This window comes from Spirosoma harenae (genome assembly GCF_054776975.1).
Genome location: NZ_BAAHBD010000004.1, coordinates 74,529 through 87,484, shown reverse-complemented (window position 1 = coordinate 87,484; position 12,956 = coordinate 74,529). Strand labels below are relative to the sequence as shown.

Here is a 12,956-nt window from a genome sequence, read left to right as displayed (position 1 = left end):
GCTTAATCGATTAATCGCAAGAAAAATATAGTTTTTTTATGAAAAAATTATTCTAATTACAGATATAGTAAAAAACGAAAATCTCCGAGATACCTTTTTTTAGGCGCTCGGAGATTTTCTATAGTACTGTTTTGATTAATTCTTCCCGCCCGACACCTTGCCCGGTTTTGGCGCTACGCCCGGCTGCGAAATCTCGAAATTTTCCTTTTGCTTGGCATCGGCGACCATCTTCCGGACATCGGCCAGTAGTTTCTTCGCGTCATATACGACCCCGTCTTTAACCGTATACGTAACACCGCCTACCCGCTCAACTTCATTTTTATCGTTCAAATGAATAGCACCCGTACCGTAAAGTACTTTCAGGTTAGCCAATGGATTCTGGTCAACAATCACAAAATCAGCCAGTTTGCCCACTTCAACGGAGCCAATCTGATCGGCCATGCCTAAAGCTTCGGCGCCTTTCAGTGTGGCTGCCCGGATAACTTCGAGCGGATGAAAACCCGCTTCGCGCAGAAGCTCGAGTTCGCGGATGTAGGCAAATCCGTAGAGCTGATAAATAAAACCCGAGTCAGAACCCGTCGTGACGCGGCCACCCCGATTTTTGTATTCGTTGATAAATTCCATCCAAAGCTGGTAATTTTTCTTCCAGGCTACTTCTTGCTCAGTTCCCCAATTGTGCCAGTACGACCCATGCGAAATTCGGCTAGGACCGTAGAAACGCCAGAGACTCGGCATCGTATAATCATCATGCCATTCAGCGCGTCGGGCCAGCATCAATTCGCGGTTGGCTTCGTAAATATTGAAGGTTGGATCGAGCGTAAAATCCAGTGAAATGAGTTCATCCATCACTTTGTTCCAGCGCTCACTTCCGGGTTTGGCGGCTTGTTGCCACAGATTACCAGCTTCTTCAAAGCGGTTTTGCTCATTGCTGTAGTTATAGCTAGCCGGATAGTTCTGTACCGTTTTATCCGCGAACAACGCTTCGGGCAAGCCATACCAGTGTTCAAGCGATGTCAAGCTAGCCTTAGCAGTTGCCAGTGCATTCATTCGAGCTACTTCTAGTTGTGCGTGATGGCAGGCTGAGCGTAAACCGAGTTTTTTGTTTTCTTCCAAAGCTGCCTTAAAAATATCGGGTTCGGCTCCGAAAAACTTAATCCCATCCGCACCGCGTTTGGCGTTCAGTTGTACCCAGGCACGCGCCTGGTCGGGGGTACTGATTGGCTCTTTTGCACCTTGCCCAAAGACCGTATACGCCTTAATGCGCGGAGCCGTAATTTCATTTTTTTCGCTTTTGGCGCGGTGCTCCAGTACCCAATCAAGTCCGTTTCCGCACGATGGATCACGAATGGTTGTAATACCGTGACCAAGCCAGAGTTTAAATACATATTCAGCATTAGCACCCTGCGCCTGACCGCCAATATGGCCGTGCATGTCGATAAAACCCGGCATCAGGTACATGCCTTCGCAATTCAATTCCTTATCACCCGGATTCGCCTTTGGCCGACTTTTCGCATCAATTGGAACGCCCGGAAAACCAACCTGTTTGATCTGTGCAATCCGGTTTTTCTCGACAACAATGTCGACTGGACCTATTGGCGGAGCGCCCGTACTATTCACCAGCGTAACACCGCGAATAATGAGTTTGCCGAATGGACCATCACCCTCGTGGCGTGCCGGTGCTTTTTCTACCTGTGCATGAAGTCTGGGAAGAATAGAGAGTAAAAAGTAAACAATTAGGAGAAGTCGCGAGTAAGGTTGTATCATGAGGCAAATCGTTTTTGGTAAACAGTTGTAAGATAAGCGAATCTGCCGGATTTTTGCAATCTATTGCGGCCTGCACGCCCCCGTAAAGGCCATACCCCCATCCATGCGTCAGATCATTATTAATAATTTCCTGCTGATTGTACTGGGCCTTGCTGTCATACTGGCCTTTGCCATGAAAGCGACGGTATTTCAGAAACCACCGGATACGAAACCCAAGCCTGTCGAAGTGCTCCCGACGGATTTTACAAATTATTGGTTTACCAATAAAGCTGAACTAAATAGCTATCGGCTCGAGCAAGCCAAAAATGGCGCTTTACATACCGGCGAAGCCATGTTGATTTTCCAGAAAGAAGATTTTCGGGCCGATAAGCAAGTAAAAGCCGATAAAGAAGATGGCTCGATTCCGGTTTTACGAACGGCTCTCTCCAAACGGTTTGCGACGGGTCTTTACGAATACGCTCTTTCGGCCTCTGTTTTTACCCCGATGGCTAACTCACTTTTTCCGAATACACTGAAAGTCAGCATGTCGGGGCAGGAATGGGATGGGCATACGTATCAACAGATTAATTACCGCGACAATGCCTATCAGGTTATCGGCAAGTCATTTTTGGAGAAAGAAATAGACGAAGAGTATACCATTGGTAAAGCTTTATTGGAAGATGAACTCTGGAATCGAATTCGACTAAATCCGGACAAATTGCCCAAAGGCGAAACGCAACTTATTTCAGGTACGATAACCGCCCGGCTGCGTCATAAACGTGTTGAACTACTGCCCGCGAAAGCAACATTGGCCAATTACGAAGGGGTTTTATATCCGGGAAAGTTTCTCAAATCATATACGCTTGAATACCCAACCGACGACCGAACATTGATCATTATTTTTGAAGGTCAGTTCCCACATAAAATTGTCGGCTGGGAAGAAACCTACGATACAAAAGATAACCTTCTGACCTCCAGGGCAGTTTTAAAGAAAACGATCCAGTCTGATTACTGGAATCACAAAACTCCTGCCGACAGTACGTTGCGCAAGGAATTCATTCACTAAAAACGATTCGATCTATCTGGTCTGACTGGAGATGGTCGAATTTTTGTTCACTGACTTATGAATCGGATTATCACGTTTTGCTTATTCTCTTGTTTTCTGGTGTCCTGTTTTGGTGATGGTGATAAAGCTAAAACCAGCACAGAAGATCCCATTTTCACGCTCATTTTTCTGGACAAAACTCGTAGCGTGAATGTCGACAAAGCGTTTGTTGCTCAGAAATACCAGCAGGCTTTAACGGATATTATTGACCAGAACATCCGGCAGAAGGGCGATAAACTGGAAGTTTATTTTATTCACGAAAACACGTCCAAAGCCCGCGCCTTAAATGTGACGGTACGTACCGAAATGGAGGATGTTTCAGCCGCCAGCCCGACGGATCGCGAAGCCGCCGAAACAGAATTTAATCTGTCAATATCGCGCGAAAAAGCGCAGATTCGTCAACGGGTTTTACAGCAATTGGTTGCGCAGAATGTGGGCTCATCGAATCAGGAAACGGATATTTGGGCCAGCTTGCCAGTTATTGCCAAGGCCAATGAATCGGGCGCAACAGTAAAGGTGTATTACCTCAGCGATATGATTGAAAGCGTGAAAGGCGCTAGCCGACGCGATTTTCAGGTAACGCCCCCCAAAGACAATTCGCAGGCCGACGAATGGGCCAAAGCCGACGCCGAACAACTCAAAAAATATACGATTGGCAGTCCAGATATTAACATGATTCTGCCCTTCGAGCCAAACGCATCCGTTAAGGAGAACAATCCTGCCGTGACGCAATACTGGCAAACGCTCTTTTCAACCTTAGGCGTCGGCAATGTAGCTGAAGAATAGTCTTAGTAGGAAAGGCAGGGATTCTGATTTCCAAGGTCTGTGTCCTCACAGACCCATGACCGGATGGCAGTGCTGGCTGACGCACAGGGGTCTGTGAGGACACAGACCTTGGAAAGGTGTACAATATTCTACCCGATTGTCGCAGTTGAAGAGTAAGCCTGTTCAGGAGGATAAAGACTCTGAATCAACCGTTGCCGGAATATCGAAATGGTAGCCTTCCGAAAAGCCGGAGAAGTCGTTTTTTAAGCAATAGGACGTTAACGATAAGCCGTCGCCTTCACGTCTTACACTTAAATAGTGAAACAGCGGTTTATAATCGGCGGCTAAATCGGGCAGGCGACTGGGTGATGTATTTAGCGGCTGGCGTAAGCCGCCCCCCCCACCGATGACCAGAAACGTTTTTCCATCGAATTCGTAACGTTCAAAAGCGTGAGAATGACCAGTAATGAACAACCGGGCCTTTTGCGAACGGATATAAGGCGGAACGAATCGTTGCTGAACCAACTTCGATGAACCGACTAGTTTGCTATTGGAGTATGGCGCGTGATGACAAGTAACTATGACTACTTTCACTTCTGGATCAGCATCTAATTCCTGGAGGGTCTGTTCATACCAGGTTTGCTGCTTGACTAAGTCGGCAATTGAAAGTATTCCGAAATTGGAATTCAGCATCACTACCGCGATGGCGTCGGTTATTTTGACGTAGCCGGTATGAATGTGATCGGGAAATCGCTGCTGAAAATTACGAGCGCCTTTTCGGGGGCGACCCATTACGTCGTGGTTGCCCATAATGGCGTAAACAGCCGTTTGCACCTCGGTACATTTCAACAGAAACTGATCGATAATCTGCCACTTTTTGGTTTTATAACCCAGCGAAACAATGTCGCCCAGCCAGTACAGTACGGCAGGACGAATTCGTAGAATTTCACTAAAAATCACCTGTGTAGCTTTCGTATTCTGATGCGCCCGCAAAACGAGTCGTTCAACCCACATAGGAGCTTGCGTATCGCTTAGAAAAAGTATTCCGCGCTTATTCGTGTCGTTTTCCATAACGTATTTCATTTACCAGGAAAATGCCCGCCATACCAACTGAAGTTCAGCAGTAAAAGCGGCATTTTCGGCGGCTACTGCGTCGTACCATTTTAGCTCACCAGCAATCCGAAACCGACGCCCGATCGGATAGGTGTACGAACCAGCCGCCATCCATCCCAAACTGTTTGTATTCGTTGAAACAGTGCCGACATAATCCAGCCGCGAGTGGTTTAGATAAACACCTGTGCCAGCCGTTAAAGCCAATCGACGGGCCAAACTCCGTTCAGTTCCTGTTAACCAACCCAAAGGCATCGAAAAAACTACCAGAACCGGAACGGCTGATACGTATACATGAACAGGCTCGCCCGATACCTGACCACGGTAACTATACATCGTTGTCCAGCCTGTTTCTAAGCCCATACGAAGACGATGATCAGGATACCACATAACACGCAACGTGGCCGGTGCGCCAAACCGACTAACACGGGTTTGTTCCAGCGTAGCCGGTATGCCAAGGTGCGTTGAATAGTACGATACTCCGCTACCAGCCGAAACCACCAATGTATACGGCCCCCGTTGATTGTCGCTCGAATCCACCGGAATCTGCAATCGACGCTGTCGGCGAGTAGGTTGCGGACTGAACTGGGCCTGTACCGTCATACTAAATAGACAAATCAGGAAGCCAATTGTTTGTAGGCGGAAGCTCATGTCATTGTTGTTCGATATAATGATAGTACGCTACAACCGGCGAATAGTTGGACAAAATGCCATCAAATTGGTTCTGACCGATAAATTCTCGTATGAACTCGGGTTCATCAAGCGTCCAGACAAATACCGTTAAGCCTTCGGATTTCATAGCCAACACTTCATCCGTTTGCGGACCGAGTGTCCAGCGGGGTGCCCAGATTCGTGCGCCAATACTGCGCGTGATCGCCGTATCCAGTTCGCACAGAACGGGCGTATTTTCTTTATCTTCCAACGCCTGATACGACGCTAACGCATCCGTACTGGGAATGCCGATAATAATTCGCAGATCGCGCCGGGCCTGGATTGCCTTTTGACGGTATTTTCGCTGAATGGCCTGTACTTTATCCATCGGGCCGATGTATTTGGTATCGAGCCAGACAAAACTCAATGATGTATTATTGACTACTGTTTCAAGGGCCTCTTCCAGCGTGGGAATTTTCTCGCCATTAACAAGCCGGACTAAGGTATTGAGCTGCTGATAGGTATAATCTTCAACGGGTCCGGTTAGCCCACTCTTTTGTACCAGTCGCAAATTCAATGTATTGTCATGATAAAGAATCGGAACGCCATCTTTGGTATATCGGACGTCTATTTCGATACCGGTCGCTCCTAATCGTGACGCTAGCTTAATGATCTCTACCGAATTTTCGGAAGCGGGTAACAGGTCGGAAGTTCGCCCGCCACTCCGATGCGCCATAATTGCGAATGGTCGCGGGTTAAGCCGTCGATTATAGGTAAGCGTGATGGGTTGTTTGGGTTCTTCTCTTCCACTTCCGTATACGCCATCCATCACCAGCGTATCGCCCGATGCTAACCGACCACTATACGACTGTAATTTCCCATCCCGCTTTGCCCGAACGACTAATTTTACTATTCCTGTTTTATCGTTAACTAATTTACGCCAATACCCATTCAGGACTAAACTATCGGCTTTAGGATCACCTTCCAGGTTAAAATAAGCAGCATCTGTACCCGTAAAAACAGATAAATAGTGGGTAGTGTCAGCCCCATTTAACGTATACGTCCACTTTAAGGCTACCTGTCCACCAAATTCGCTGGCCCCGTTCGATACAGTATAAACCCCTTCCATAGCCGCCCGAATTGGTGCCGTAAAATTCCCTGATCCGGCTGGGTTCAGAAACGTATAGGGAACAGGCGCTTCGTAGACTTTTCGACAACTGATACTGGCGATCAGCAGCAAACCTAGTATGGTATATATAGTCGGTTTCACAGGATAAAGCCAAAAATAAGTTGTGGATATAATAGGTTTCGATCAAACGTATCGAAGAGCGACCAGAGTTGCCAGTTGAAATTGGAATAAGCCGCCCGAAAGCCAATCGACACATGACGCTGGTGATATAGGGGTTGCTCCAGCATAAACGAAAAAGCAACGCCATTAATCTCTCGCTTATTATAGATGACGGCTAACGACCCTACCTGAGAACGATAATACAGATCAATAATGGTTTCAAACCTTGCCGATATACGTAAATCTCGGGTCAGTTTATACCCGACCGACACACTCGGAAAGGTTTCGACTCCATAAGCCTGCGTATTGAATACATCTTTGATTTGCAAGGCGCCAAGCCATCCGGTTACATCATAACCAGCGGAGAAGAAAAGTCGGTTCGTCAGTGGCGTTGCCCAGCGGAGACCTATGCCCAGATTACTTTGTACAAACTGTGTCTGAAAACGGCCAGACAAAAACAGCTTTTTCGTTAATCCTCGCTGAATATTAAAATCGATAGCTGGTACACTTACCCGAATTTCTTCCGTCAGTTCAGGTGGCGTTGTTGTAAAGACGACACCTACAGATTTACGCCATGTATTTGGCCTAGGAGCCTGTGGGAAATAAATGCCTGGTTGCAGGGGCCAGGGCTCAACAGATTGCCCGATGGCATATGGTGCAATACCAAGTAACAGTAGCATGACGACCCAACCGACGCGTTGGGTCAGCCTCATTTCAGTACATGTATTTAGAATGGTGGTCACCTAAAAAACGGTAAAAGCATTAGAAGGACTAAACCGTAAGGCGTGAGATTTGTTACAGACCAATCGAAAGTTTAATCTGGGTATTGGTTAAAATGGAATAATCAGCACCCAGGGATAAGAGTTGCACACCTACGGAATATCTTTGATAATCATACCGTTACTTTATAAATAGGCTATCTGTATGGGAATAGTTGCAACAGAAGCAACTAGTTACGTAAGCCAGTCGCCTGTTCTGCTTTTATACTCCCTAATATAGTCTTTGGGCGTCATGCCAGTCGTTTTTCTGAAAACCCGATTAAAATTTGTCGGGCTGTTGAAACCGGTCGAATAGGCAATAGTTGAAATTCCGTCGTAATTGTTGTTAATTATTTTTTTACAAGCTTCATTAATTCGTATTTCATTCAGAAATGTATTATATGTTTTTCTGGTATGTTTTTTGAAATATTTACAGAAAGCGTGGGGAGTAATATTGGCAATTTCTGCAATTTTATTCAGTGTAATATTTTCGGCGTAATGCTCTAATGTATATTGAAAAACATCATTCATTCGTATTCCTTCACCAGCGCCTACTATATTATTTGAAAAGCCAGAACTTAGCGATTTCCAGCCCTTCACACGTTTTGAGAAAAATTGAAATAATTTTAGCGTAAGTAATAGTCGATTGAGTTTCGATTTATTTTTTAGTTTGAAAAGTATTTTCGACACGAAAGGTTCGTATTGCGCAGGTAATTGTAGTCCTGTATGAGTTTTATCCAGAAAATTTCGAATCGATTCTATTTCTGGTAAATTAAAAAATGTGTTAGGAATTCGGTCTTTATCAAAATATAAATGAATTGCGTGAGAATTATCTTTTTGCGTGTTTGTGAAGTGTGAAGAATCAGATTTAAAAATATGCGGTTGATTGGCGCCTAACATATAAATATCGCCTGGTTTAAACGGTTGACTATAATTACCAGCAATTAATGTTCCGGTCCCTTTGATAATCATAGTTAGTTGCAATTGCTTATGGCGGTGATAGTAGTTGTAGAAGTAGGGTAAAATATCTTCATCTACAATTACCGAGTCCTCTTTAGGAACGGGAGGAGTGTATTGCAACACTTTCATAAGAAAAGAGTATATAATCTGGGCGATACAGAACAAAAATAAAGTTCACCCTAAGGACTTACAAATAAAATAGGCCTATTTTCTACCAAGTCTATAATTTGTACTCTATGAACGGCTACAGAAAAGACTAAAAGGAAACTAATGGTTCATACAATAATTATCCATGTTTAGACAAAAATTACCAAAACCGATTCTAATTTCAGCCGTTATATAATTTTGAGAAAAAGAATATGCAAACTGAATCAACACTCTCATTCGACAATACAGCGCAAGCCTTCGTTTATAAATCTGACAAGCAATTAAAAAAAACGGAGCTATTATTTCAATTAATGAATCAGCAATGGCTGATGAAATTAGGAATTCCGCTTGGCTTATTGGCCGTAAAATGGAAACTGCCTGTCAATTGGCTAATTAAGTCAACAATTTTTGAACAATTTGTGGGTGGTGAAACATTGGAAGAAACAACTTCGCTCATCAACGAATTGAAAAAATATAATATCGATGCCATTCTAGACTACGGTGCAGAAGGTAAAGAAAGCGAAACAGATTTCGACAACACAAAACAGGAATTTATTCGCGTAATCAATCACTCAGCAACTTTTTCAAATGTCCCGCTAATTGGTATAAAGCTAACAGCCCTCGCTCGGTTTGCTTTACTGGAAAAGTTAAATGACTCAATTACGATTTCGACTGAAAAGCTGACAATCAATACAAGTAAATTGGACGAAACCGAAAAACAGGAATGGAAAAATGTAGTTCAACGCGTCGTTGATTTATGCGAGTTAGCAACGAAAAAAAATATTGGTATTCTGATCGATGCGGAAGAATCCTGGATACAGAACACGATTGATGCGCTGACGATGGATGTGATGGCACGCTACAATCAGAAAAAAGTAGTCGTTTATAACACCATTCAGCTTTATCGGCATGATCGCCTTGATTTTATGAAGCAATCTTACGCGATTGCTGAACAGGGAAAATTCTTGCTCGGTGCTAAAATTGTCCGGGGTGCTTACATGGAAAAAGAGCGTAAGCGATCAGCCGAGTTAGCCGAACAGACGGTTATTCAGCCCGATAAAATTGCAAGTGATCAGGCGTTTAATGACGCGATTCGCTTCTGTATCAACCACATTGATCAAATTTCCTTGATTGTTGCTTCCCACAATGAATATAGTGCTAAACTGACGGTTCAATTGCTTCTGGAAGCGGACCTTCCGCTAAATCATCCGCATATTCAGTTTTCACAATTGTATGGTATGAGCGACAACATCACATTTAACCTAGCCAAAGCGGGTTGTCATGTCAGTAAATACCTGCCCTACGGCCCTATTGCGGATGTTATTCCATATTTGATGCGACGAGCACAAGAGAACAGCTCCGTTGCGGGACAAACCAGCAGGGAGCTGTCTCTAATTGAGCAGGAAATTAAGAGGAGAGGTTTGTAAAGTTTTTGTTGTTATTTTTTTGTCATGTTGACCGGTCCGCCGGTGCGGCATGACAAAAAAACTAAATTACAATCCCGATACTTCACCGGGTTTAATATCGAGTTGATTGACGGACGCCATCAAATTTTTCAGATCAGCGTCTTTATTTGCCTGTTTATACAGACCAGCCAAATCAATGTAACTTTCAATATTATATGGATTAGCGTCGAGCGATTTTTTCAACATCGTAATTGCTTCGTCTGCTTTTCCAGCCAGTTTAGCTAATAAACCACCCGATTGCATAGCCGACGACAGATAAAGCGGAGTCCCTTGCGTGGGCAACGTTTTATAGAGTGCTTCAGCATCGGGCAGTCGCTTGGCAACCGCTAACAGACGCACTAATCGTTGCTTATACGTTGGATCTAGGTCTGATTTTTCGGCCAGTACTTTATCGAGATAAAAATTAAGCGAATCCTGCTTGCCCAATTTCGCATAGTTTTCGGCGATGCGCAGATCGAAATCGGTGCGTGGATTTTTACCGGCTTCCAGTATACGCTGCACCTCTTTCATAGTGGTGATGGCTTCTTTATTTCGCCCAACCGCTCCCAAAGCGTCTGCATATAAGGCTCTTAGCTGATAGTTTTGCGGACGCTGACCTACTAATCTGGTCAATCCATCGATTTGATTCGCGTAACCTAACATAGCTCGCTGTGCCAGTGCGAACGCTTTTTCATCATCGCGTCGGTCGCGTAGGTAAGTCGATACGTCGGGGCCGGTTTTAGCGTAATCCTCTGCGGCTTTGATGGCCTGGCTAATCTGACCATTCTGGAAATACACATCGCGGAGTTGAGCAGCAGCGTATGCACGCGTCTGATAATCTTTTTCCAACGCCAGCGATTTTTGTAGCCAGGCCGTCTGCTTATTAATCGACTCCGTCGACTGATTTCCCGGACCCGATTTGTCTTCCTCCCATTTTGCGTAAGCGGTATAAACGGGCGCATAATTCGGATCGATTTCTTCGGCAGATTTAATGTAAGCGAGGGCTTTATCGAATTCCTTTTGCTGTTGTTTCAATCGCGCATAGGCCAAATGTGCAGGTTGGTATTTAGCATCGTAAACCAGCGCTGTATCGAGATATTTAGCTGCTTTCGCCGGATCAGACTTGATAACCTTATTGCTAAGATTGATATAAACCTGCGCCCAATTCGATGCCATTACCGACTGGTTACCAGCCAGATAAGCGCGTTCTTTCTTGACTAGCGCATCCAGAAATTTATACATTTCCGGGTCTTTACTTTTCAGTTCAGCCGTAATGTTCATCGATTTAAAATCGAGCGGATGCACTTTAACTCGTTCAAAATAAGCTGGATAGGTTTGCGCAAAATATTCCGATTCGTTATTCTGCGAATAATAGTCCAGCGTCAGGTGGTTCTTCATCGCGTGGTAATACCGCTCTCTGATTTTTCGGTTTTCGGCATCAGTCAGCACCCGACCATGAAACAGGTGGACGTATTCGTGCAGTACCACGTTTCGCTCTTCATAAGCGCCCCGCTCTACATACTCAATATCTGCAGCGCCACTCCCTACCCCGCGAATATCCATCCACTGGCGATTATCGAACGTTGTGGTATAACGGAATTGAGGGGATCGCATTGTCAGGGCCAGATCAATGTGAAGGGGCGAAACGGCAAATGAATTTCCCTGCTTTGACAGGAACGGGAAGTAGACAACGCTGGTATACATCTGATTCCAGACCATCGCTTTCGCCCGCTCGCCGGGGAAATAGCTCAAGTCAGGAAAGACGTTGGAGAAGTTCTCCGGATCTTTAATTTTCGTGGTTTTGAGTACTGTTGTAATCGAATCGTAAGTCATCAAATAAGGAATCCGTTTGGATTTAATGACGGCTGACAAGCCATTATGCGCGGGGCCGTAATGCTTTTTCTTGTCGAGAATAGCTCGGAATGTCACTTCGGCCGAATCCAGATTGGCTTTTCGATTGGGTGTTTCGAAATCGCTGTAATAGAGCGAACCGCGATGCATGGCGGGCAACACGGACGCGGGATAGTCTTTCTCTAGCTTATAAGTAAACGCAACAGCGTCTGCTAATCGGTTGGTATGAAATAACTTATCAGCTTCCTTTAATTTATCTCGAATTTCCTTCTCATTTTTATCGGCATAGTCAGCATACGTCAGGTTGGTATGGCCATTTCCCCAGTGCCAATGTGTTTGAAAATGAAGCGGGTTAATATCCAAGGCCAGTTGCCATTGAGCCGCCATGTCTTTTAGTTGTGTTGCATCGATTCGTCGCCAGATGGCATAGCCATAACTGAATCGGGCATCGGCATTAAACGGATCGAGTGTTAACGATTTTTCGAGCGGAGCTTCGGCTTGTTCCGGGTGCTGATCCCAGAAGAAAACGTTGGCTTCCAGCATATAAGCACCCGCCAATTTGGGATTCTTCTGTTGAAGCTTTTTGGCAACGGCCAACGCTTCTGGATATTTCTTCTGAAGCAACAACGCCCTGCCCAATACTAGTGATGTTTCGTCATCGGCCGGATTGCTAGCCAGTAAGGCTTTGCATTGCTTTTCTGCATTCTGAAGATCCCAGGCTTCAATAGCTAGAAGTGCTTTCAACCGCTTTGCCCAGGCATTGTTTTTATCAGCAGTCAAAGCAGCATTTACGGCTTTTTCTGACGCCTTAAAATCATTAATGAGCCACTCATACTCCGCCCATAAAATCGACTTTTCAGCAGCCGTAAGATCCTTTCCCGCTTTAATGGCATTGATAGCTTCCGGCCAGAGGCCAAGATCCAGCATGCGTTTAATCAGGATCGCTTTCCCGTTGGCACTTTGCCTGAATTCGCTCAGAAGTGCAGCACGAGCTTTATCCAGATTCGCCTTTGCTGCCTGTGTATCATTCACGGATTGAGCCATTAAGGAACTTGCCGTGGCTATCAATACAAGGGTTAGAATATATAATTTCCTCATACGAGTCTAAGGGAAATGTAGTTTCGAGGAGTAGG

General features: G+C 45.0%; 10 protein-coding genes. 3 read left to right on the top strand and 7 right to left on the bottom strand.

Translation table 11 applies throughout. The annotated features are described in order from the left end of the window. Positions 1-135: 135 nt before the first annotated feature. Positions 136-1,764 carry an amidohydrolase family protein gene (locus ACYVE4_RS02660; protein WP_460995359.1) on the bottom strand — a complete coding sequence of 543 codons (1,629 nt, stop codon included), beginning with the start codon at positions 1,762-1,764 and terminating at the stop codon, positions 136-138. Between the two features lie 103 nt (positions 1,765-1,867). Here ACYVE4_RS02660 and ACYVE4_RS02655 point away from each other — a divergent pair, with 103 nt between their 5' ends. Further along, positions 1,868-2,809 (top strand): hypothetical protein, encoded by a 942-nt coding sequence (locus ACYVE4_RS02655; protein WP_460995358.1) that lies wholly within the window; start codon positions 1,868-1,870, stop codon positions 2,807-2,809. 57 nt (positions 2,810-2,866) lie between these two features. Next, positions 2,867-3,634, top strand: coding sequence for a hypothetical protein (locus ACYVE4_RS02650; RefSeq protein WP_460995357.1), 768 nt, complete (start codon positions 2,867-2,869; stop codon positions 3,632-3,634). 162 nt (positions 3,635-3,796) lie between these two features. Here the strand turns inward: ACYVE4_RS02650 and ACYVE4_RS02645 are convergent, their stop codons facing one another. From ACYVE4_RS02645 to ACYVE4_RS02625, 5 genes are all read right to left on the bottom strand, one after another. Next, a complete protein-coding gene (locus ACYVE4_RS02645) occupies positions 3,797-4,684 on the bottom strand; it encodes a metallophosphoesterase family protein (protein ID WP_460995356.1) in 888 nt (295 codons plus the stop codon). A gap of 12 nt (positions 4,685-4,696) precedes the next feature. Then, a complete protein-coding gene (locus tag ACYVE4_RS02640; RefSeq protein ID WP_460995355.1) occupies positions 4,697-5,374 on the bottom strand; it encodes a hypothetical protein in 678 nt (225 codons plus the stop codon). A gap of 1 nt (position 5,375) precedes the next feature. Beyond that, on the bottom strand, positions 5,376-6,644 hold the full coding sequence (locus ACYVE4_RS02635) for a glycerophosphodiester phosphodiesterase (protein WP_460995354.1): 1,269 nt from the start codon (positions 6,642-6,644) through the stop codon (positions 5,376-5,378). Continuing rightward, the gene (locus tag ACYVE4_RS02630) at positions 6,641-7,375 is read right to left on the bottom strand and encodes a hypothetical protein (RefSeq protein ID WP_460995353.1); all 735 of its coding nucleotides are present in this window, start codon (positions 7,373-7,375) and stop codon (positions 6,641-6,643) included. Before ACYVE4_RS02630 ends, ACYVE4_RS02635 begins: the two co-directional genes overlap by 4 nt. A 240-nt stretch (positions 7,376-7,615) precedes the next feature. Next, a complete protein-coding gene (locus tag ACYVE4_RS02625) occupies positions 7,616-8,509 on the bottom strand; it encodes an AraC family transcriptional regulator (protein WP_460995352.1) in 894 nt (297 codons plus the stop codon). 230 nt (positions 8,510-8,739) lie between these two features. Here ACYVE4_RS02625 and ACYVE4_RS02620 point away from each other — a divergent pair, with 230 nt between their 5' ends. Further along, positions 8,740-9,954 carry a proline dehydrogenase family protein gene (locus ACYVE4_RS02620; RefSeq protein WP_460995351.1) on the top strand — a complete coding sequence of 405 codons (1,215 nt, stop codon included), beginning with the start codon at positions 8,740-8,742 and terminating at the stop codon, positions 9,952-9,954. A 66-nt stretch (positions 9,955-10,020) separates the two neighbouring features. Here ACYVE4_RS02620 and ACYVE4_RS02615 read toward each other — a convergent pair whose 3' ends face one another. Further along, positions 10,021-12,921: a tetratricopeptide repeat protein gene (locus tag ACYVE4_RS02615; protein WP_460995350.1), complete on the bottom strand. Its 2,901-nt coding sequence runs from the start codon at positions 12,919-12,921 to the stop codon at positions 10,021-10,023. Positions 12,922-12,956: the final 35 nt, after the last annotated feature.